Here is a 22,247-nt window from a genome sequence, read left to right on the forward strand (position 1 = left end):
GCACGGCGGCAGGGATCAGAGCTGCTGCTGACCCCACAGCAGCCGCAGCACGCCGTTGCCCAGCCACACCGCGAACATCACCACACCCGCCACCGGAGTCCACGCCAGGCCCAGCAGCACCGATGCCGCGCCGAACCACACGACCTCCAAAACCACGCGCCGCCAACCGGTTTGCGGGAACCGGGCATCCTTGGCCGCACCGAACAGCGCCCACACCACGATGAACACCGCCGGGGCCGCCAGCCCCAGCAGCACCCGCACCACGATCGGGGCCGACACGGTGAAACCCCACCCCGCCGCCGCACCCAGCACCAACAGTTCCAGCAGGAACATCACCAACAGGTTCGCGCCTTTGAGCACGCTCATCGCCAGACCAACTTCAACACCGCAGGAGTCAACAACATGCGGATCACGGTGGCGTCCAACACCAGTGCCGCGATCATGCCGTAGGCAATGTATTTCATCAGCACCAGATCCGAGAACCCGAACGCCCCGGTCACCACGATCAGAATCGCCGCTGCCGAGGTGATCACGCCGCCGGTGTGTGCGATGCCGTAGCGGATCGCCTCGGGCGCACCGGCTCCCGCCGCGCGCGCCTCCGCCATCCGCGACTGCAGGAACACCTCATAGTCGGTCGACAGGCCGAACAGCACCGTCACGATCAGCACCAGCACCGCGAACATGAGCGGGCCCGGCGTGAAATCGAACAGGCCCGCGCCGTGGCCCTCCACGAAGATCCAGGTCAGCACCCCCAGGGTGGCGCCGAGGCTGAGCGCGCTCATCACCACCGCCTTGATCGCCAGCACCAGCGACCGGAACGCCGCGTACATCAACGCGATCGCCGCGACGACCAGGATCGCCGCCAGCAGCGGCAGCCCCCTGATGAGCCCCTGGATCGAATCGCGTTCCAGCGCGGGCACACCCGCGACCATCACCTGCACCCCGTCCGGTTGCGGGATCGAGCGCAGCACCGCGATCACACTGTCGGCGTCGCGTTTGTCGCGCAGCCCGCTGGCCAGCACCGTCACCCGATCCTTGGTCGGCGCGGCCGGATCGAACGGCCCCGTCATCTCCGGGCCGACCATCTGATCGGCCGCGTAGCGGATATCCGACAGCTGCTGCGGATTCGCGCCCACCACCACCAGCTTCAACGGCTCGGTGCGGAACTGCGGGAACACGCGGTCGAAGTCCTGCTGCGCCACCCGGGCCGGATTGTCCGACGCCAGATACCGCTCGCTCAGACCCCCGAACTCGATACTGCGGAACGGCAGGATCAGCACCAGCAGTGTCAGCACCACCGGCACGATCACCAGCCACGGCTTGCGCATCGCGAAGAGCGCCAGCCGCGAGAAGAATCCGGCATCGATCTGCTCGGCGGTGCGAACACTGGCCAGCCCGTGCCGGCCCCACAGATCGATACGCCGCCCCACGATCGACAACACCGCCGGCAGCGCCGTCACCGACAGCACCGCCGCCAGCAGCACCGAGGAGATACCGCCCAGCGGCACCGACCGCAGCACACCATTGGGGTAGATGAACAACGCGCCCAGGCTCACCGCGATGATCGCCGCCGAGAACAACACCGTCCGCCCGGCCGTCGCCACCGTCCGCGCGGTCGCCTCCTCGACACTGCGGCCCGCCGCCAGTTCCTCCCGGAACCGGGTCACCGCGAACAGCCCGTAGTCGATCGCCAGCCCCAGGCTCACGAGCGTGACCACCGCCGAGGCGAACACATTGACCTGCAGATGATTCGTCAGCAGCCGCATGATGCCCTGACTGCCCAGGATCGTCATGCCGCCGATCAACACCGGCAGCAGCGCCCCCACCACGCCGCCGAACACGAAATACAGCAGGATCGCCACCAGCGGCAGCGCGATCAGCTCCGCCCGGTGGATGTCGTCCTGCATGCCGGTGTTGATGCCCTCCACCACCGGCTGCAATCCGGCCAGCTGCACCGTCGTCCCGCCCGGCCCGGAACCGGTTGCGCCCGCGTGGAATTCGCTCTTGATGGCCAGATAGTTGTCGACCGTGTCGGTGCCGCCGCGCCCGCGCAGCCCGATGCTGGCGAAGGCGTGTGTGCGCGACGCGTCGGCGAACTGCCCCATCAGCGCGCCGTCCCAATACGAGTCGATCTTCAGGATCCGATCGGGATGCTCGGTGCGCAGCCGGGTCAACTCCGCCGCCACCGCCGAGCGCACCGGCTCGTCGTCGACGGTCAGCCCGGGCGGGGCGGTGTAGATGGCGATCAGATCCGCGTCGGTGTCGCGCCCGAACGTGGCATCGGCCAGCTTCGACGCCGCCACCGACTGACTCGATTCGTCGAACCAGCCCTCCTGGGTGAGGTGATCGCCGAGGTCCCGCCCGTAGAACCCCGACACCAGCACCACCAGCCCGAACACGGCGAACACCGCGAACCGGAAACGGTGGATCAGCCGCCCCCACCGCAGGGATCCGGCCTCGAGCATCAGCCGCAGGCCGCGGTCTTGTAGTCGGCCGACCGCAGAATGCCGCACAGGTCGGTGCGCGAGATCTTCCAGCGCCCGTCCTTGTACACGAAATGCACCACCGTGGTGCGCACATCGGTGCCGGTGCCGTCCTTGTCCAGGCTCAGCGTCGCGGTCAGGGTGCCGTCGTGATTGTCGAACACCGGATCCTTGACCCCGTACACCGCGCGCGGATGATCGGCCAGCGCCTTGTACATGTCCGGGATGGCGTCCTTGAACGCCTGACCGTCCTCGATCAGCGCGGTCCGGTCACTGTCGGGCAGATTTGGATCCAGCGCGCTCTTGATCTGCGCGTCCAGCTCCGCGGCGGTCGGGATCGACGGCTTGTTCGCGCTGCTCTGCGCGGCAGCGGCCTGCGAGGACGAGCTCAGCGCCGCATAGGCCGAGGACCGTGCCTGGGCCACCTTGGACTCGTCGTCGGAGCCGCCGCACGCGGCGATCGACGCGCCGAGCACGATCAGCAGGAGCGCGGCGGCGGCCGGTCGTCGAAGTCGCATCAACATCCTCGTCAGCTCGAACTGCGGTTGTGTGCCGCTAGTTTGTCACGCGCTGCGTCCGAGGATGATTCCTGTGTCACAGACATCGCTATCCGCGCGGCCGGCTCACCTGCCGTCGATGACCGCGCTGAGCCGGCCCAGCAGCGCCCGCACCGTGATGGCCTCCCGCGGCTGCGCGGCCGGCACCGGCGTGGCCTGCGGAATCAGATCGCGTACCAGCGCCACCACGCTGCGCTCGTCGTCGAGATCGATATCGGTCACCGGCGCCAGCGCCACCGCTTCGACGTCCTCCGGGCCCGGTACGGCGGTGGTCAGCCCGGGCCGGTAGATCTCGAGGGTGAGGGTCGCGCGGTGGGTGCGGAACGCGAAGGACCGCCCGTCCGCGGTGACCCCGTACCCGTGTGCGTAACGACCCACGGTTACGTCTTCGACGGTGAAGCCCGAGGTGTGGTCGGCTACCAACAGATCTCCCTGATACAGCACGCTTTTGCCATCCACGGTAACCGCACCGGCCGACAGCGCCACCGAAAGCCCATGTCACATCATGCAAATCGGCCCGGGAGGCGCGCGCCACGCCGCCGCGAAGACCCCCGCTTGTGGGGTGTGGTGACGGATCATGGTCAGATAAGAGAGCACGCATGATTTCGTCGGTCAGTTCGGTCAGTAAGGAGTTCGCTGCATGCGCCGTCGCGGCTGGATCGGTTCAGCCCTCGCGGGTGTGACCGTGGTGACCCTGCTGGCGGGCTGTTCCTCCCAGGAGAACAACGCCGACAACGCCACTCGCGACCCAGCCACCCCCGCCGCCGCGCCCGCGGCCACCGCGGCGCCCGCCGGGGAGGTGACCCCCAGCACCCCGATCTCGCTGCTGGTCTCCGAACCGGCAACCGGAATCCTGGCCGCGGCGACCATCGTCGGCGACGCGCCCGTACTGCGGCTCACCGACAACGCCACGCCCGGCAACCACAAGACCACCGATGTCCCGCTGCCGGGCAAGGCCGCCTCGCTGGCCCTCGGCAAGCCCGGCGAGATCCTGGTCGCGGTGCCCGGCAAGATCCTTCGGGTCGACGCCGCCTCGGCCAAGGTCAGCGAGATCACGATCGACGGCGACGTGCACGCGGTGGCACTGCGCTCCGACGGCTCGCTGGTGGCGGGCCTGGCCAACGGCAAGGTGCTGCTGCTGGACGCGGACGGCACTGTGCGCCACAGCATTTCGGGTCTGTCCTCCGCTGATGCTGTCGAGGCCGGTGACGGCGCGGTGGTCGTGCTCGATCGCCGCCAGACCGCCATCGTCCAGCTCGACGGCACCAGCAAGCTCGGGCTGTCGCTGCGCGCGGGCGACGGGGCATCGAACATGATCGGCGACCACTTCGGGCGCCGCATCGTCACCGATACCGCCGGGCAGGAACTGCTGGTCTACACCGCCGATCCCTTGGTCCTGCACCAGCGTTTCCCGGTAGGCTCTTCGCCCTACGCACTCGCCTACGATCAGCGGTCCGAGACCGTGTGGGTGACGCTGACAGGCAGCAATGAAGTCGTCGGCTACGACCTGTCGACGGGTATACCGGTAGAGGTGGGGCGCTACCCGACGGTGCGCCAGCCCAACGCGGTGACCATCGACGGTCGCACCGGTGACATGTTCGTGGGATCCGCGACCGGTGACGGTCTGCAACGGATCGGCGCGAACCAGCGGAAGAGAGGGCAGTGATGGCTCGGGCCTCACGATCGGCGCACCAATCGCGCACATTACCGGAGGGCTGGGAGGAATCCAGCGACGAGTGGGAATACGTGCCCCTGCGGCTGCCGCCCGGCATCAGCAGGGTCACCGCCTCCATGCGGCTGTCCATTCACGCCGAATACGGCGGCTGGGAGTTGTCGCGGGTGCGCGCCTACACCGACGGCAGCCGTCGCGTGTTACTGCGCCGCCGCAAGACCCCCCTGCTATCCCCGACACCCGAGGCGGTGATGTAACCCCCTATGTATGAGCGCCTGTACAGCCTGTTGCTGAAGGTGATGTTCCTGCTGCCGCCGGAACGCATCCACCACCTGGCCTTCGCTGCCATGCGGCTCGCGACCCGTTTCGCCCCGGGCCGCGCGCTGACCGGCAGGCTGCTGGTGGCCGACGATCCGATCCTGCGCACCCGCGTGTTCGGCGTGGACTTCCCCGCGCCCCTGGGTCTGGCCGCCGGCTTCGACAAGAACGCCTACGGCGTCGACGCGTGGGGCCCGCTCGGTTTCGGCTACGCCGAGATCGGCACCGTCACCGCCCAGGCCCAGCCCGGCAACCCGACCCCTCGGCTGTTCCGCCTGCCCGCGGACCGGGCGCTCATCAACCGCATGGGTTTCAACAACTTCGGTGCGGCCGCCGCCGCCGAACACCTGGCGGCGCGGCTGCCCGGCGGCGTCCCCATCGGCGCCAACATCGGCAAGACCAAGGTCGTCGAACCCGAGGACGCCGCAAGCGACTACGCCATCAGCGCGAAGCTGCTGGGCCCGCTCGCCGACTTCATGGTCGTCAACGTCAGCTCCCCCAACACCCCCGGCCTGCGCGACCTGCAGGCGGTGACCTCCCTTCGCCCGATCCTGCAGGCGGTCCTCGACACCGTCTCGGTCCCCGTCCTGGTCAAGATCGCTCCCGATCTGTCCGACGAGGACATCGACGCCGTCGCCGACCTCGCCGTCGAACTCGGCCTGGCCGGCATCGTCGCCACCAACACCACCATCCGCCGCGACGGCCTGCGCACCCCCGCCTCCGAAGTGGACCCGATCGGTGCGGGCGGCCTCTCGGGCGCCCCCGTCGCCGACCGCTCCCTCGAAGTCCTGCGCCGCCTCTACGCCCGAGTCGGTGACAAACTCGCCCTGATCTCGGTCGGCGGCATCGAAACCGCCGATCAAGCCTGGGAACGTATCCTGGCGGGTGCATCCCTCCTCCAGGGCTACACCGGTTTCATCTACGGCGGCCCCTGCTGGGCCAAGCGAATCCACCGCGGCCTCGCCGCCAAACTCCGCACCCACGGCTACACGAACCTCTCCGAAGCCGTCGGCGCTGAACACAAAACCAGCGCCTGACCGTACAGTTCCGCTCGCCTGGCCGCGACGTTCCGTCCGGCCGGGTGCAGTGGGCGGTGATCCCTACCCGCCGACCATGATTCCCGGTCAGCGCGGCGGTCGAGCCTCGGCGGCAACGCTTTTCGATCAGCCCCACAGATGCCGTGAGCGAGCACCGGCGTGCGCGGGTGACCGCGAGCCGGGAGAAGAATCGATCAGAATCGGTATCGGCGCCTCGACGTCCGTGGTACGGCCCGGCTCCTGATCGAGCTGCAGGCGCTCGGCCAGACGCTGCGCCAACAGCATCACCACCCGATCCACCCCGATCCCCAACCGGGCCGCGTGCTCCGCGGCCGCCAGATGCGCCTGCTCGTTGTTTACAACCGCAGGATCTGACAACAACTCATCCAGTTCCATCCCCGCCTGTGCCTGCTCCCGAGACAACCGCTGCTGCGGCAACCAACTCAACCGCCACTCGCGTTCCCGGCGTCCCACCACCCGAAACGCGTACTCGGGACTGAGATCGCTGGTCATGGCCCGCGCGGTGATATCCAGAGTCACAAGGTCCTCCCAAGGCCGTGGACGCGAGCCACGGGATCTCCGCCCCCGCGCCATCTTCCGCCCGCCGCGGTCGATAACCGCACCGGGCCTTGCCATCCCCTCATCGAATGTCCTCCCCGCATCGCATTCCAATCAGTCGGTATTTCATCGGTGTCACGAATTCCTCCCCGCCCGAAAAGACTTCGAGATGTCGCTTCCCATCGCCACCCATCTCGTCGAAGTAATAGATCATGAAGTAATAGATCATCGCGAAGGTTCCCCCCTCTGTCGCCGACGCTGCTGCAATATGGTCATCACATGTCGCACCGTGGTCCCGAGCTCGGCGGCGAGCACATCGGCATGCTCATCGGGTTCGGCACTGCCGCTGCATATCTCGGTCAGTTCGAGGGCTGCTCGGGCCTGTTCCCTGGTCAACAGTGGCTCAGGTCGCCAGCTCAGCTCCCATGCCGGCTCCGGGCACCTCGCCAGGCGCCGGGCCCATTCCGGGCTGTCGCTGCATGTGATCGATGAGTTGCTCTCGTAAATCACGACGGACTCCGATTCCGTGAGGGTCGTCGCCGAGAGGGCCGGCGGTTTCCGGAACGCCCCGAACCGGCCGATCGACTGGCGATGATCGGCCGGTGAAAGTCGCTGCCGAGGAGTGGTGAACGCGATTCCAGCGGACGACAACGTAGACGAATGTGGTTGTGCTGAAACGAAAAGAACCAATCAGCCGGCCTGGATACCCGCGACTTCGCCGTCGTGCTCCGTCTCGGGCTCGCCCGCCGCCGCGCGTACCCCGCGGTGAAAGCGACGAATCAGGAGAATCGCTCCCAGCATCAGGACCTCCGAACCAGCTGGAGGGGGACGACTTTCGTCTAGTCCAGTATGGCATTTGCCGTCATGGTTCGGCATTTGCCGTTGCGACAAGGGAATTGACGTTTTCCCTGTTCGTTAAACCTGTCCGGCGGTACCGTTGAGTCGAACGGCGAGTGTTGAGACGGATGGCGAGCGACGAGACCCCTCGAAATGCCGGTCCGGCCAAGGTGCCTCAGGATCCCGGCATGGCCGCCGTGCGCGGCATCCTCATCGGCCTGCGCAAGCGCTCGGGACTCAGCCTGGTCCGGCTGGACAATACCGAGATCGACACCACCGCGCTCCTACAACTCAGCATCGTGCGGCGCTATGCGCACCGGCTCCGGACGACACCCCAGGCAGCAGCGTCGGCGGTCATTTCCCAGGCGGCCGGTCAATTGCCCGCCACCCTTCGACTGATCATCGATGCCGAGCTCTGCCTCGGTCTGCTTCGTGAAACATCCCCCGCCGGAATCGATCTCGAGCATCTGTATGCTCCCGACCTCGGTGAGCGGCGTCGATTCCTCACCCTGCGTTGGCGCGAATTGCATGAGGCGTGGCAGACCGACGATATTCCTCCGGCGCCGACGGTGCGGAGTCTGCGAGGGGCACCGGAGACGCAGGCGTTCACCGCACTGGCAACGCTGCTGGTTTCGGGCTCGGTCCCGATCACCCCCGGAAGCGGCACTGTGATGATCGTCGGGGACGCCGTCATCGACGACATCTATGTCGTGGAGGAGATCCCACAGGTAGGTAGGTCGGTGTGGGGTGACCACCGTCGCCACCCTGGCGGAAAGGGCTTGAATCGCGCGGTGGCGCTGGCCAGGTTCGGGCTCGACGTCAGGCTCATGACCGCGGTCGGAGACGATGCAGAAGGTCGCTGGGTCCAGGACTACCTGACGGAGAACGATGTCGATACGAGCCTGATTCGGGTCAAGTTGCGTGCTCGCACGCCGGTGACCGCCGTACTCATGACGTTGAGCGGACAGTACGGGGCAATCGCATTCAAGGAGAGTCGTCTCCGGCTGGATGAGGACGACCTGAATGCCTTGCCGACCCGTCAAGTCATCAGCCAATCGAAGGCAGTGGTGATCACCTTCGAACAATCGGTGGACGTCGTGGAACAGGTGCTACGCGTGGTGGACGCACTCAAGGCCGGCCGTCGCGGGGCTGCGAAGGCTCCGTGGCTGATCGTGAATGTGTCACCGGCGCAGGTCCTTCCGATGGCCATCCACCGTTACCTGCGCGCGATCGACTACTTGATCGGTACCCCGGCCGAGCTGGAGAGCCTCTGGCCGGGCGAATCGTCCGATGAAGCAGTAAAGCGGATACTCTGCTTCGGCACCGATGCCGTATGTGTTCTCGACGGCTCGCGTTGCGCGGTGTATCGCAGCCGTCATGCCCCGCTCGAGATCTCGCGGACCCCGGTGGTGTTGCCGGGCGCCGCCGGTGCGGCATCAGCCTTCGCCTCGGCCTTGACCTACCGATTGGTGACATCTGGCCGAAGGGCCGACCGTGAGGACTTCGAATGGGCGATGGCGGCAATGGCTGCGACCGAACCCGTCTTCAACGCAGACGCTATGCCATCGATGGAGCGCGTCGAGGATTTCGCTGCCCGTGATGGCAGCGATCCTAGCGATTAGGCTAACTTTCAGTAACCAAACTCTGTGTCGAAGGCGAGCCCGGCGGGTTCCGTCGCGCTAGACTGCGCCGGGCCCATGTCCGTGCCGCGAATTCCGCGCGGTCACACGGGCCTTTTTGCCTATCCGAAGGAACGCTCGAGGACAGCAGGGGATCGCGTGGACACAGCAGGTACACAGGAGTGCCGCCCGTCGACCTGGCGCACCCCTGCTCGGGCGCCGGAATTGGTTGAGCCGCAACACCGTTTCACGCGTCGCGGACATGATGTGGAGGTCCGGATCGTCGAAGTCAACCACAATGCGATCTATGGTCATGCGCTAATCTTCGGCAATCCTCGGAACGGCTGCCTGGTCCGTGTCCACTCACGCTGTCTGTACGGCGATGCCCTCGCGTCGGAAGACTGTGATTGCGGGCCGGAGCTGATGGAGGCTTTGGACCAGATCCAATGCGAAGGTCACGGAGTCCTCGTCTACCTCGAGCAGGAGGGCAGAGGCGCTGGATTGCTCAACAAGGCGCGCGGCTATCGCCTCAGCCAAGAACGCGGCATCGACACGTTCGCCAGCTACCGGGCGCTGGGGTTGCCGCCCGACTCGCGCACGTACGCCCACGCTGCAGAAACCCTCCTGCAGTTGGGCTTGCAGTCGATTCGGCTGCTGACCAACAATCCGGACAAAGCAGAGGCTCTGCGCGAGGAAGGTCTGGTCATCACCACGGTGCCTCTCGTCACCGAGCCACGCAACCAATCTGTACGCGACTACTTGGCCGCGAAACGAGTTCACCGTGGGCACCGCATTCCGCGGTGGTGGTGGCTTCATCGATGGAGCAACCGTGTGTGCAGCGCCGCGGCGTTGCTCCTTTTCGGGCTGGCCTCGGCCGCACTGGCCATTGCGGCGCGCCCGGCGGCGATTGCGGTCTGGGAACGCGCCGTTCCGTCTGCGGTGCTCCCCGCTGGTGGATTCGCTGCTTGCGCGGTCGGATTCGCTGCCGCCGCCGGCCTGGTTGCGGGACGGTACCTGTCGCCGCGACGTCGTTTGCTGGCAGCCCGAGTCCGCACGTTGAACACCCGTAATCGATTGCGGTAGAGCGATCTTCGGAGTTCGAAGCTGCGTCGATTTTCTAGAGGCGGCGGCGGATCTCCGGATGGTTCGTCCATAATTACTCGAGGCGAACTATCGACGGGGATGCGGTGGAAGACCTTCAGCTGACCGAGCATTCACTCTCTCGTAAGGGGCGGGAGATGCCGGTGCGGGTGGTGGAACTGCGCGACGATCCCGATGGTGCCGCCGGACAGATCCTCGGCCACGTTTTGGTCTTCGGCCACCCGGGTGATGGGTGCCTGGTTCGCATCCACTCACGGTGCCTCTACGGAGATGCCCTCCAGTCCGTCGATTGTGACTGCGGACCGGAATTGGAGCTGGCCATGGACCTGATCCAGGACGAGGACGGCCAGGGCGTGCTCATTTACCTGGAACAGGAAGGCCGGGGCGAAGGCCTGGTGGTCAAGGCGATGGGGCTGCGAACCGGCGAACAGACGGGGGCGGACACCTTCGACGCGTACCGAATGCTGGGCCATCCCATCGACTCTCGCTCCTACGGCCATGCGGCGGATGCACTGTCCGATCTTGGTCTGCGGGAGGTGCGTTTGATGACCAACAATCCGGACAAAGTGCAGGCCGTACAGGATGCAGGGCTGAAGGTCGAAGCGGTACCGCTGGTGACCGAGCCGCGTAGCGAGCGGGCGGCACTGTACATGGAGGCCAAACGGCGAACCACCAACCACAGCTATCCGCGCCCGGCGGGAGAAGGATCGGCGGGATTTCGTTCGCGGACCAGAGATTCCGCCGGGCATCGCCCCGATCGATAATTCCGGCCACCGGTGTGGCCGATGTAGCCCGCGACACAACCGTGATGGTCTGGTTACGATGAGTGAGCCGCGCCACAGACGGCGCGTGGCCATCGCGTGATCGGGTTGGTCGTTCTCTCGGACGTCGGGGTTCGCGCAGGTGGGTGCGCGTGTGGCGGGTGAAGCGAGAGGCAATCGGGAAAAGGGTTATGACGACTGACATCGGGTATGCGCACGCAACTGGGAAGACCGTTCACACGATTCCGCAGGCGTTCCAGGAGACATTGACGCTGCGGCCGGGGCAGGTGGCGTTGCGGACGGTCGGGGGGACGCAGCAGATCACCTGGCGCGAGTACGGGGAGCGGGTGCGCGCCATCGCGGCGGGGCTGGCCGGGCTGGGGGTGGGGCGCGGTGACACCGTGGGGATCATGTTGACCAACCGGCCGGAATTCAATCTGGTCGATACCGCGGCGTTGCACGTTGGGGCGACGCCGTTCTCGATCTACAACACCAGCTCCGCCGAGCAGATCGCGCACCTGTTCACCAATGCCGAGAACAAGGTCGTGATCACCGAGCCAGCGTTCCTGGACGTGGTGCGCGCGGCGGGCGTCGAGATGGAACACATTGTGCTGGTGGAGGGTTCGGCGGCGGGCACGCTGACCCTGGCCGAGGTGGAGGCCGCGCCGAAGGAGGACTTCGACTTCGATGCCGCCTGGCAGGCCGTACAGCCCGACGATGTCGCGACGTTGATCTACACCTCGGGCACCACCGGCCCCTCCAAGGGTGTGGAACTCACCCACGCCAATGTGGTGGCCCAGATCGTGGGCCTGGTCGAGGGCCCGCTGACCGTGGGCCTCGACGACCGCTCGGTGTCCTACCTGCCGGCCGCCCATGTGGCCGACCGGATTTCGGGCCACTGCGCCAACCTGTTCACCGGTGTGCAGATGACCTGCGTGCCCGACCCGCGCGAGATCGCCGCCGCCCTGCCCGACGCCCGCCCGACCGCGTTCTTCGGCGTGCCGCGCGTGTGGCAGAAGATCAAGGCCGGGATCGACGCCAAGCTCGCCACCGAGGCCAGCCCCGTGAAGAAGGCCCTGGCCAACTGGGCGCTCGGGGTCGGCGCGCAGGCCGCCCGCGCGGACCTGGCCGGTACCGGCCGTGGCCCGCTGCTGGATGTGCAGCACAAGCTGGCCGATGCGCTGGTGCTGTCCAAGCTGCGCCACGCCCTGGGCTTCGACGAGTTGCGCGTCGCCGCCTCCGGCGCGGCCGCGATCCCGCCGGAGACCCTGGAATACCTGCTGGGCCTGGGCTTCACGGTGACCGAGGTGTGGGGAATGTCGGAGACCTCCGGCGTCGGCACCTACACCCCGCTGGCCAAGCCGAAGCCGGGCACCGTCGGTGTCCCACTGCGCGGGGTGGAGATTCGCCTGGGCGAGGACGGGGAACTGCTCGTCCGCGGCGGCATCGTCACCCACGGCTACCGCAAGATGCCCGACAAGACCGCCGATGCCATCGACGGCGACGGCTGGCTGCACACCGGTGACGTCGCCACCATCGACGGCGACGGCTACGTCAGCATCGTGGACCGCAAGAAGGAACTCATCATCAACGAGGCGGGAAAGAACCTGTCTCCCACCAATATCGAGAACACCGTCAAGGCGGTGTCCTCGCTGGTCGGCCAGGTGGTGGCGATCGGTGACGCCAAGCCGTTCATCTCCGCGCTCATCGTGCTCGACCCCGACACCGCGGTGGTGCGGGCCAAGACCCTGGGCACCCCCGACGCCGAGCCGAAGACCCTGGCCGCGCACCCGGAGATCGTCGCCGAGATCAAGGCCGCGGTCGCCGAGGCCAATGCCAAGCTCTCGCGGGTGGAGCAGATCAAGCGCTTCACCATCCTGGATCTGGGCTGGGAACCCGGTGGTGACGAACTCACCCCGACCCTCAAGCTCAAGCGCAACCCGATCGCGGCCAAGTACGCCACCGAGATCGCCGCGCTGTACCTGACCCCGGCCCCCGACGGCGTGGTCGACATGAAATAGCCCGCCATCCAGGCGTGCTCACCGCACGCCGGGTAGCGAGAGCGGGACACCGAGCCGACTGTGCGCCCGGACATCCGGGCCCACAGTCGGCTCGCGCTCTGCGGGGAGATCACCCCGGGCATGCTTGCCGGCCGGAATCCACTGAGCCGGAACGGATCCCGGCAACCAGGGTCTCGACGACCACGGCTGTGCGGCTGGACGCTCAGCCGCGCAGCGCCGCCGCCCGCGTCACCCACGCGAGCTGATCGCTCATCGCCTCGGCGACCCGCCCCATCTGGGTGTGGCTGTGCTCGGCGGTGTCGTATTCGACCTGGATCGTCAGCCGATCCCCGACGGTGAAGACGGTCATCTTCGGCGGCATGCCCGCCGCCATCGCGAACACCTCGTCCCGCACGAACGCCAGACTCTCCGGTACCGGATGTGCGGGCAGCCGGCCCATATTCGACAGTGCGATCGCCGGCGCACCCGACAGTATCGCCGCCACCTCCGGCGTCAGCGTCCGCTGCGAGGCCCGCATGAACAGAGCCGGGAACCGCGTGTCCAGCATCTGCCGCATGGTCGCGTCGACCACCGCGCCCAGCGCCCGCGGATCGGATTCCCGATCCACCAGCGCCGGGGTTCCCGCCCCGGACGCGCAATTGAGCATCGTCGAGACCGGGAGTCGCGGTGACAGTTCCGGCCGCAGATCCGCGGCATGCCCACACATCAATGGCAATGGCCCGTCGCCGCCGATCTCCGCGCGCACCGCCACCAGCGCCGCGCCCGCCAGCAGACTGTTGACCGAGATCCCCTGCCCGCGCGCCACCGCCACCAGCTCGGCGGTCTGCCGGGACGGCAACTCGATACGCCGCAACGCCAGACGCCCACCGGGATCGCCGGTCCCGTCACCGTCGTGCGGGAGGGTCCGCGGCGCGGCCTCGGGCCCGAAGCTCGCCGCCATGTCCAGGACCTGCGCCAGGAACCCGTCCACCTCGGCGTCGGTCGTCACCTGTGCCAGCAGCTCGTCGACCCCGGCGAGCAGCTCCCGATCCGAATCCTCCAGCGGCAGCGCCGTTCCCGCGACCTGCGCGCGGTAGCGCCGCCACATCTCGTCCAGTAGCGCGAAAGCCGAACGCCCATCGCTGATCCCGTGATGGATGACCAGCACGATGCGGCTCTCGACGGTCCCGCGCAGCAGCACCGCCCGGAACAACCCCGCACTCCAGTCCGGCCGGGTGTTGACCAGCTCCCAGTAATCGTCGATCTGGCCGTCGCGCACCTCCAACGGCGGCGCATATCCCTCGTCCGCCTGGAATCGCGGTACTCCGTCTGTGGCCGCGACCCGGCTGCGCAGCAGCACATGGCCGGCCGCGAGCTCGCGCAACACCCGCCGCAGCACGGCGGCGTCGACCGCCCCGTGCACGGTGGTGCCGATGAACAGTGGCATTCCGCCGATCGGCACGCTGCCGAGCAGGGTGTCAGTGGCGAAATAGTTGGTTTCGAAGGGGGACAACAGTCGCTGCTGAGTCATGTCCGGGCTCGTACTTCCGTGTGATGGATCGTGCCGAACTCGACCATACACACGTTTCACACGAGTGTACAAAACAGACGTTTGAAACAACTGTTACAAACGGCTGTTTCACCCGGTGCTAGGCTCTACGGTCGTGGGAACTCGAGAAGACCTGCTCGCCGCCGCCAAGCAGTGCCTGGCCGAACGCGGCTATGCCCGCACCACCGTGCGTGACATCGTGGCCGCCTCCGGCGCGAACCTGGCCGCCATCAACTACCACTTCGGCACCCGCGACAAACTCATGAATCAGGCCATGCTGGAGTCGACCGCCGCCGCGGTCACCCGCATACTCGACTCCCTGTCCGGCGACGACTCCGTCGACCCTGCCGCACGCCTGAACACCTTCTGGCACAAGCTGATCGACTCGTTCACCAGCGACCGAGCCCTGTGGGTGGCGAATGTCGAATCCATGGCCCAGGCGCTGCACTCCCCCGACCTGCGCGCCGAAACCGGTGCCGCCCAGGAACAAGCCCGCGCCGGCCTCTCCCACGACCTCGGCGAGGGTGACCCCACCGTCGGCGCGGTCCTGCAAACCCTCATCGGCGGCCTGCTGGTCCAATACCTGATCGACCCCGACCACGCCCCCTCCGCCGAAGACCTCGCCGCCGGTTTGCGCGGCCTGGCCACCCTCTCGTTTCCCGACTGACGCTGGGATGCCGCCGGTGCATCCAGCGCCGGCGATCGCGGCCGCAGTCGTGGGCGGCGATCGCGTGCCTACAGGAACGACTGTGGCCCCGAGCGAGTTGCTCGGGGCCACAGTGATTTTCGGCGTGGACGCCTACTTCTGCTCGTGCGTGCCGATGATGGTGGCGCGCCCGATGGCGTTCATGAACAGGTTGAAGCCCAGGTAGGCGGGCGAGGCGTTCTCGTCGACCTCGAGCCGCTCGACGCCGACGGCGTGCACGACCACGAAGTAGCGGTGCGCGCCGTGCCCGGCGGGTGGGAACGCACCGGTGTACTCGTGCAGGCCCGCGTCATTGCGCAGGTGGATGGCGCCGGCGGGCAGGGCGCCGCCCTTGCTGGCCTGCCCGCCGGCGAGGCTGGTGGTGGTCACGGGGACATTGGCGAGGACCCAGTGCCAGAAGCCCGAGGCGGTCGGCGCGTCCGGGTCGTACATGGTGATGGCGAAACTCTTGGTCTCGGCCGGGAAACCCGACCAGCTCAGCTGCGGGGAGATGTCCCGTCCGCCCGCGCCGCCCAGCGCGCTGACCTGATCCAGGTGCAGGGGCTTGCCGTCGCTGATATCGGTGGAGGTCAGGGTGAACTCGGGCAGCTGCGGCAGCGGCGCGTAGGGGTTGTAGGAGTAGTCGGGCACGGGTAGTCCTTTCGAATCGTCAGCTGTGCAACAGGAAGTGTTCCAGCACGCGGGTGCCGAATTCGAGCGATTCCACCGGAACCCTCTCGTCGACCCCGTGGAACAGGGCGGAGAAGTCCAGTTCGGGCGGCAGTCGCAGCGGCGCGAAACCGAAGCAGCGAATCCCCAACTTGGCGAAGGCTTTCGCGTCGGTGCCGCCGGAGAGCATGTAGGGCACGGTGCGCCCGTTCGGATCGTGGGCCAGGATGGCGTCGTTCATGGCGTCGACGAGGTGCCCGTCGAAGGTGGTCTCGTAGGAGTCGAGCTTGGTGATCCACTCTCGCTCCACATCCGGGCCGATGAGCGCGTCCACCTCCCGCTCGAATTCGGCCTGCCGTCCCGGCACCACCCGGCAGTCGACGACGGCCTCGGCGGTCTGCGGAATCACATTGGCCTTGTAGCCTGCCCGCAGCATGGTCGGGTTGGCGGTATCGCGCAGGGTCGCACCGATGATGCGGGAGATGGTGCCCAGTTTGGCCAGCTGACCCTCGATATCCGGTGAGCCGGGATCGAATTCGAGCCCGGACTCCTCGGCGACGGCGGCCAGGAACTCCGCGACCGAATCGGAGACCACCAACGGGAAGGTGTGGGTGCCCAGCCGCGCCACCGCCTGCGACAGGATCGTCACGGCGTTGTCCTCGTGCAGGAACGAGCCGTGCCCGGCACGGGCCTTGGCGCGCAACCGCATCCAGCCCAGGCCCTTCTCCGCGGTCTCGACCAGATACAGCCGCCGCTCGCTGCCGTCGGGCCGCGGCACGGTCAGCGAGAATCCGCCGACCTCGCCGACCGCCTCGGTGACGCCCTCGAACAGGTCGGGCCGGTGCTCGACCAGCCACTGGCAGCCCCAGCGCCCGCCGTTCTCCTCGTCGGCCACGAACGCCCACACGATGTCGCGCGGCGGCACCGTGCCCTCGATCTTGAACTGGCGGGCCACCGCCAGCATCATGCCGACCATGTCCTTCATGTCGATGGCCCCGCGTCCCCACACGTAGCCGTCACGCACCGCACCCGAGAACGGGTGCACGCTCCAGTCGGCGGCCTCGGCGGGTACCACGTCCAGATGCCCGTGGATCATCAGCGCCCCACGCGAGGAGTCCGCGCCCTGCAGCCGCGCGAACACATTGCCGCGCCCCGGCGCACCCGATTCGACGTATTCGGTGGTGTACCCGGCCTCCTCGAGCTGTGCGGCCACCCACTGCGCGCACTCGCGCTCGCCCTTGGTGGTTTCCAGTTCGCCGGTATTGGAGGTGTCGAACCGGATCAGCGTGCTGACCAGGTCCACCACTTCCGACACGGCGCGAGGGGTGCGGGTTTCGGCGGTTTCGGACACGCCACCTTTCCTACCACCTCCCCGGCACACCGTCGCCCACCGCCGCCCGCGCGATCCGGCTCGCCGCAGGTCGGCAGCCGACGACGAGTTGGAATCATCCGTGGCACAAGGGTTCCCGTACCCCGCGGGAATGTCAGCGCCCCGTGCGAATTCGATCGACGATGGCGACGCGCTCAGCGCAGGAAACGGATCGTGTTGGTCAGCGTGGCCAGCAGCGAATCCAGGTGCTGGTCGGCGATGCGGCGTTCGAGGACCTGGAGGTCGAGGCGGGTGGCGGTGGCCCACAGCTCGCCCACGTGGGCCTGGACATCGACATCGGTCGCGGCCAGCACCCACAGCAGCGGCGGCCACAATCGGGCGGCCTGGGCCAGCGCGGGCAGCATGAGCAGGGTCGGGGCGTCGAGGGTGGCCAGGCGCAGGCCCGCACGGCGGCGCACCTCGGTGGGAGTGCGCGCGAGGGGTTCGAGGACCCCGCGCCACACGGCCAGGTCGCTGTTGCCGTCGACGGCGTCGACGAGGGTCTCGGCGATCTCCGTCAGCACCGGGTTGAGGGCCAGCCGGGTCAGGGCGGTCGGGCTCAGTCGCCCGAAGAAGCGCAGCATGTCGTCGGTGGCGTCGGCGGCGAAATAGGTGGCGATCAGGTCCGCGACCGCCGAGGGCGGGGCCACGTCGAAGAGGATGTCGCCCACCGCGGCGATCACATCGGGGGCGCAGCGTGCGAACACCGACAGCGCCGCGAGCCGTAATTCCTTGGAACCATTGATGACCGTGCCCAGCAGCCGCGGCAGCCGCTGACTGCTGCCCGCGAGCAGCTGCCGCATCACCGCACTGAGGGACTCGCCCGAATACGCGTAGGCGGCCGAGCGGATGAGGCCCTCGTCATCGGAGACCCCCTCCTCGACCGCCTGGATCAATTCCGGTGTCGCATAGGCCAGGAACGGCCCCGCGGTGATGTAGTCGCGCCGGACGAGCAGCTCGTTCAGGATCGCCACCACCGGCGCGGGCGGCGCGTCGTCGGCGAGCTGGCCGACCGTGCGCGGATCCAGATACGGCGCACAGTCCGCGGCATACCCGACATCGAGCCGCAGCAGCGCCTCGATCGCCTTGGCGGGATACTTCACCCCGATCGCGCCGGCCGCGCGCCCGGTCATGGTGGGCGGCACCAGCCGCTGTACGATCGGCAGCGAGATGCTCAGGGGGATGACGGGGACCAGCTTGGCGATGCGCTCGAACACCGGTGCATGCTGGTCGAAGAGGTTGCCCGCCATGCGTTGTTGCAGCTCGTGCAGCCGATGCGGGCCGAGCCGTTCGAGGTGGGCGAGCCGTTCCACCGGCACGTGCAGGGTCCGGGCCAGCAGGACGAGCTGGGCTCGCGTCACCAGTTCGGTCATAAGCCCGGCCGCACCGTGTACGCGTGGCAACCCGCGAATTCGACTGTGGCGGACATACTTTCCCCGTTTCCCCGGGTGACCCGAGCTGGTCCTCCGGATGTCGACCGCCCATCATAGAGGTGACGAGCGGGCGAAAAGTGCAAAAAGTGCAGAGTCCCTGTACACCATTGGGATGCGGCCATGAGGGTGGTACCCCGAGCGCCCCGGATCCCCGGTGATCCGCTGGTGAGATGGCAGCCTCCGGCCTGGCCATCGACAGCGCCCTGAAACAGGATTCGCGCGGCTGGAACTGACCGCGCAAGCGGTGCGCAAGCCGACGCAAGCGCCCGGTAATCGGCCACCACCACAGTGATTCTCATGAACGAGACACGAGATGTGGTGGTGGCCGGGGCCGGACCGGTCGGGCTGATGCTGGCCTGCGAGCTGCGGCTGGCGGGGGTGGACGTGCTGGTGGTCGAGCGTCTCGCCGAACCGGATATGACGATCAAGGCGGGCGCGATCAATGTGCCCACCGCCCAGGCGCTGGGCCGGCGCGGCCTGGTGCCGGAGCTGCGGGCGGCCCACGAGGCGGCGCTGGCCCGCATGGGCCAGATGTTCGCGGGCGCAGCGGTTCCCACCGCGCCGCGGCGTAAACCGGCCGGTGCGCACTTCGCCGGGATCATGCTGTGGGCCGACAATATCGACGGCGAGGATCCGGCCTTCGCCGATCTGGGCCCGGCGGCCGAATACCGCTTTCTCGATCAGCAGACCATCGAGGCCGTCCTTGCCCGCCGCGCCGCGGACCTCGGAGTACCGGTGCGCCGCGGGGTCGAGGTGACCGGATTCGACGACGACGGAGTCGGTGTCACCGTCGACTGCGGCGGGCGGACCGTGCGCACGGGCTGGCTCGTCGGCTGCGACGGCGGCCGCAGCACCGTGCGCAAGCTGGCCGGATTCGACTTCCCCGGCCTGGACCCCGAAATCACCGGCCGCCAGGCGCTGGTCGAGATGACCGGCGCGGAGGCCGTACCCCTGGGCTGGCACACCACCCCCACCGGCATCTTCGTCCACGGCCCCCAACCCGGCCGCATCCTGACCGTGGAACTCGACGGCCCACCCGCCGACCGCGCCAACCCGGTCACCGCCCAGGAACTCGAGGACAGCTTCGAACGCGTCACCGGCGTGAGAGTGCAGATCTCCACGGTGGTTTCGGCCACCCGCTTCACCGACAACACCCGCCAGGTTCCCGACTACCGCAGGGGCCGGGTCCTGCTGGCCGGTGACGCCGCCCACGTGCACTCCCCGTTCGGTGGCCAGGGCCTGAACCTGGGAGTCGGCGATGCGGTCAACCTGGGCTGGAAGCTGGCCGCCGTGATCCGCGGCCGGTCCCCGGAGGCGTTGCTGGACACCTACACTCGCGAACGCCACCCGATCGGAGCCTGGGTGCTGGACTGGACGCGCGCGCAGATCGCACTCATGCGCACCGATCCGCGCAGCCGCGCGCTGCGGGCGGTCACCACCGATCTGCTCGACACCCCGGCGGCCACCACCCGGGTCGTGAAGCAGCTCTCGGGCGTGCTGCACCGTTACGACCTGGGCAGCGGTGACCCGCTGGTCGGTGCGGCCACACCCGATTTCGAACTGTCCGACGGCACGAGCGTGTCCTGCCACTTCGCCGACGGCCGTGGCCTGCTGCTGGATCCGTTCGACTCCCCCGCCCTGCGCGCCCAGGTCGAGCCGTGGGCGGATCGCATCCGGATCGTCACCGCCAAGTCCACCCGGCCGCACGAGCCGCTGTCGCTGCTGATCCGCCCCGACGGCATCGTCGCCTGGACCTCCGCCGAGCCGCATGCACTCGAAGAGGCCCTGGCCACCTGGTTCGGCAGCCCTGCGTGACCGCTCCCCCGGCACCGGCCCGCAGTGGGCAGCCCGCCGCACCACCGGAGCCGATGCCGGCAGCTCCCATGGCCGCGCCGGTGGTATCCGGTGAGTGAGACAGGCGTTTTCGGTCGGCGCGACGGACTGGGACCGTTCGCGGTGAACGAGATGGAAGGACGGTGCGGTCGTGGGCAACTCGGGTGTGGCGTGGGATGTCGAGGCCGATGTGGTCGTCGTGGGATTCGGCGGGGCGGGCTGCGCGGCCGCCGTCGCGGCCCACGATGCCGGGGCGCGAGTACTGGTGCTGGACAAGGAATCCGGTGGCCGGGCCGGTGGCAGCACACGGGTGTCGGGCGCGGTGTGGTTCGACAACCGGGATCCCGAGCGGGCCGCGGTCTACCTGCGCAACCTCAGCGCCGGACGGCCGATCCCGGAACCCGTGGTGGGGGTGTGGGCGCAGGAGACCGCCCGCAACAGCGCGTGGATGGAAAGCCTCGGCATCCCGGTCGGTTTGGCGGTGCCCGCGCCACCGGAATTCCCCGACCTCGACGGCAGCGATGTCATGCGCGGGTGGATCGGCGTCGAGGGCCGCATGGGTGACGGACTGCTGTGGGCGGCCCTGTCGGACGCGGTCCGCGCTCGCGGCATCGAGGTCCGGTTGCAGACGCCCGCACACGAATTGATCACCGGCGACGGCACGGTGCTCGGCGTCCTGGCCGCCGCGCCGGACGGGACCGCCCTGCGGATCCGCGCCCACCGCGGAGTCGTGCTGGCCACCGGCGGATTCGAGGCGAACCCGGAGATGGTGCGCGATCACCTGCGCCTGACCGACCCGGTGGTCTGGGGCACGCCCGCCGCCACCGGCGACGGTCTGCGCATGGCCGTCAAGGCCGGAGCCGACCTGTGGCACATGTCCAACATGATGACCCTGCCCGGATTGCGTGCTCCCGGTTACGAAGCCGGTTTCTACACCGCGTTCCCCAACACCAACAGCTTCGTCTACCTCGGCCTCGACGGTCGCCGCTACTGCAACGAACGGGTCGCCCTGAGCCACGGCCATGCCCGCATCAACGGCAGCTACCAGCTGTTCCCCACCGCCCCGATGCACATCGTCTTCGACGAATCCGCCCGCCGCGCAGGCCCGATCGTGCCCGGACGTGAGCGCCTCGCCGTCGGCTGGGCCAGCCTGATCGAAGGCTACGAGTGGAGCGCCGACAACAGCGCCGAGATCGGCAAGGGCTGGATCCACCGCGCCGACGCCCTCACCGAACTCGCCGGCATCCTGCACGTGGACGTGGACGTCCTGCAGCAGACCGTCGACCGCTACAACGCCGCCTGCGCCGCCGGCCACGACGACCAGTTCGGCCGCCCCGCAAAGACTCTCGCACCGCTGTCCGAGCCGCCCTACTACGCTTTCACCGCCGCCCCCATCCTGGCCTGGAGCAATGGCGGCCCCCGTCGCAACGAAAACGCCGAAGTGCTCGATCCTTTCGGCGTGGTCATCCCCGGCCTCTACGCCGCAGGCAATGTCAGCTCTACCTATTCCTGGTGCAAGGACGGCGGTTTCCACATCGCCGACGCCCTCGCCTTCGGCCGCATCGCCGGCCGGCACGCAGCCCACCGCGGCGGGCTCGCGTAGCTCGGATCCAGCGAGGAGTGCGGTCCGTTGCAGCCGTTTCGCCCCGCGCGGGGAACTCGTCCAAATCCGGCACGCCGTCCGGCTGACCTGAACACTCACGTTCGGGTTAGTAGCTGAGCAATTTGTGCGTACTTGTGGGACGCCTCCGTAACCGGCAGCCTCG

19 protein-coding genes are annotated in these 22,247 nt (G+C 68.1%); 10 read left to right on the forward strand and 9 right to left on the reverse strand.

Going from position 1 to position 22,247, the window contains the following annotated elements; genetic code table 11:
* Positions 1 to 15 precede the first annotated feature (15 nt).
* The 4 genes from ABZ909_RS29240 to ABZ909_RS29255 form a co-directional block, all read right to left on the reverse strand.
* Entirely contained in the window at positions 16 to 366 is a 351-nt protein-coding gene (locus tag ABZ909_RS29240; RefSeq protein WP_357005674.1) for a YrdB family protein, read from the reverse strand.
* Positions 363 to 2,465 carry an MMPL family transporter gene (locus ABZ909_RS29245; RefSeq protein ID WP_357005677.1) on the reverse strand — a complete coding sequence of 701 codons (2,103 nt, stop codon included), beginning with the start codon at positions 2,463 to 2,465 and terminating at the stop codon, positions 363 to 365. Before ABZ909_RS29245 ends, ABZ909_RS29240 begins: the two co-directional genes overlap by 4 nt.
* The gene (locus ABZ909_RS29250; protein WP_357005680.1) at positions 2,465 to 3,001 is read right to left on the reverse strand and encodes a hypothetical protein; all 537 of its coding nucleotides are present in this window, start codon (positions 2,999 to 3,001) and stop codon (positions 2,465 to 2,467) included. The genes ABZ909_RS29245 and ABZ909_RS29250 overlap by 1 nt, the downstream gene beginning before the upstream one ends.
* A gap of 105 nt (positions 3,002 to 3,106) precedes the next feature.
* A complete protein-coding gene (locus ABZ909_RS29255) occupies positions 3,107 to 3,499 on the reverse strand; it encodes a hypothetical protein (RefSeq protein WP_357005683.1) in 393 nt (130 codons plus the stop codon).
* A 181-nt stretch (positions 3,500 to 3,680) separates the two neighbouring features.
* On the opposite strand from ABZ909_RS29255, the gene ABZ909_RS29260 reads away from it, so the two are divergent.
* Genes ABZ909_RS29260 through ABZ909_RS29270 form a run of 3 tightly spaced genes read left to right on the forward strand, consistent with a single transcriptional unit; the run spans position 3,681 to position 6,067 of the window.
* Complete coding sequence (locus ABZ909_RS29260; RefSeq protein WP_357005686.1) at positions 3,681 to 4,706, forward strand: hypothetical protein; 1,026 nt, start codon at positions 3,681 to 3,683, stop codon at positions 4,704 to 4,706.
* A complete protein-coding gene (locus tag ABZ909_RS29265; protein ID WP_357005688.1) occupies positions 4,706 to 4,969 on the forward strand; it encodes a DUF5703 family protein in 264 nt (87 codons plus the stop codon). The genes ABZ909_RS29260 and ABZ909_RS29265 overlap by 1 nt, the downstream gene beginning before the upstream one ends.
* Before the next feature lie 18 nt (positions 4,970 to 4,987).
* The gene (locus ABZ909_RS29270) at positions 4,988 to 6,067 is read left to right on the forward strand and encodes a quinone-dependent dihydroorotate dehydrogenase (RefSeq protein WP_357005987.1); all 1,080 of its coding nucleotides are present in this window, start codon (positions 4,988 to 4,990) and stop codon (positions 6,065 to 6,067) included.
* Positions 6,068 to 6,193: 126 nt separating this feature from the next.
* Here ABZ909_RS29270 and ABZ909_RS29275 read toward each other — a convergent pair whose 3' ends face one another.
* On the reverse strand, positions 6,194 to 6,580 hold the full coding sequence (locus tag ABZ909_RS29275; protein ID WP_357005692.1) for a hypothetical protein: 387 nt from the start codon (positions 6,578 to 6,580) through the stop codon (positions 6,194 to 6,196).
* Positions 6,581 to 7,590: 1,010 nt separating this feature from the next.
* On the opposite strand from ABZ909_RS29275, the gene ABZ909_RS29280 reads away from it, so the two are divergent.
* From ABZ909_RS29280 to ABZ909_RS29295, 4 genes are all read left to right on the forward strand, one after another.
* Positions 7,591 to 9,084, forward strand: a complete 1,494-nt coding sequence (locus tag ABZ909_RS29280) for a carbohydrate kinase family protein (RefSeq protein ID WP_357005695.1) — start codon at positions 7,591 to 7,593, stop codon at positions 9,082 to 9,084.
* Positions 9,085 to 9,348: 264 nt separating this feature from the next.
* Positions 9,349 to 10,164, forward strand: a complete 816-nt coding sequence (locus tag ABZ909_RS29285; RefSeq protein ID WP_357005698.1) for a GTP cyclohydrolase II — start codon at positions 9,349 to 9,351, stop codon at positions 10,162 to 10,164.
* 155 nt (positions 10,165 to 10,319) lie between these two features.
* A complete protein-coding gene (locus tag ABZ909_RS29290) occupies positions 10,320 to 10,946 on the forward strand; it encodes a GTP cyclohydrolase II (protein ID WP_357005701.1) in 627 nt (208 codons plus the stop codon).
* Positions 10,947 to 11,134: 188 nt separating this feature from the next.
* Positions 11,135 to 12,964 carry a long-chain fatty acid--CoA ligase gene (locus ABZ909_RS29295; protein ID WP_357005704.1) on the forward strand — a complete coding sequence of 610 codons (1,830 nt, stop codon included), beginning with the start codon at positions 11,135 to 11,137 and terminating at the stop codon, positions 12,962 to 12,964.
* 202 nt (positions 12,965 to 13,166) lie between these two features.
* Here the strand turns inward: ABZ909_RS29295 and ABZ909_RS29300 are convergent, their stop codons facing one another.
* Positions 13,167 to 14,474 carry a hypothetical protein gene (locus tag ABZ909_RS29300; protein ID WP_357005707.1) on the reverse strand — a complete coding sequence of 436 codons (1,308 nt, stop codon included), beginning with the start codon at positions 14,472 to 14,474 and terminating at the stop codon, positions 13,167 to 13,169.
* A 133-nt stretch (positions 14,475 to 14,607) separates the two neighbouring features.
* Here ABZ909_RS29300 and ABZ909_RS29305 point away from each other — a divergent pair, with 133 nt between their 5' ends.
* Complete coding sequence (locus ABZ909_RS29305; RefSeq protein ID WP_357005709.1) at positions 14,608 to 15,159, forward strand: TetR/AcrR family transcriptional regulator; 552 nt, start codon at positions 14,608 to 14,610, stop codon at positions 15,157 to 15,159.
* A gap of 132 nt (positions 15,160 to 15,291) precedes the next feature.
* On the opposite strand, the gene ABZ909_RS29310 is transcribed toward ABZ909_RS29305, so the two are convergent.
* The 3 genes from ABZ909_RS29310 to ABZ909_RS29320 form a co-directional block, all read right to left on the reverse strand.
* On the reverse strand, positions 15,292 to 15,828 hold the full coding sequence (locus ABZ909_RS29310) for a YbhB/YbcL family Raf kinase inhibitor-like protein (protein WP_357005712.1): 537 nt from the start codon (positions 15,826 to 15,828) through the stop codon (positions 15,292 to 15,294).
* 19 nt (positions 15,829 to 15,847) lie between these two features.
* Positions 15,848 to 17,197: a M20/M25/M40 family metallo-hydrolase gene (locus ABZ909_RS29315; RefSeq protein WP_357005715.1), complete on the reverse strand. Its 1,350-nt coding sequence runs from the start codon at positions 17,195 to 17,197 to the stop codon at positions 15,848 to 15,850.
* A 173-nt stretch (positions 17,198 to 17,370) separates the two neighbouring features.
* Complete coding sequence (locus ABZ909_RS29320; RefSeq protein WP_357005718.1) at positions 17,371 to 18,588, reverse strand: hypothetical protein; 1,218 nt, start codon at positions 18,586 to 18,588, stop codon at positions 17,371 to 17,373.
* A 357-nt stretch (positions 18,589 to 18,945) separates the two neighbouring features.
* Between ABZ909_RS29320 and ABZ909_RS29325 the strand changes: the two genes are divergently transcribed.
* Entirely contained in the window at positions 18,946 to 20,463 is a 1,518-nt protein-coding gene (locus tag ABZ909_RS29325; protein ID WP_357005721.1) for an FAD-dependent monooxygenase, read from the forward strand.
* Positions 20,464 to 20,632: 169 nt separating this feature from the next.
* A complete protein-coding gene (locus ABZ909_RS29330) occupies positions 20,633 to 22,084 on the forward strand; it encodes an FAD-dependent oxidoreductase (RefSeq protein WP_357005724.1) in 1,452 nt (483 codons plus the stop codon).
* Positions 22,085 to 22,247 lie beyond the last annotated feature (163 nt).

This window comes from Nocardia sp. NPDC046763, from assembly GCF_040645495.1.
GTDB lineage: Bacteria > Actinomycetota > Actinomycetes > Mycobacteriales > Mycobacteriaceae > Nocardia.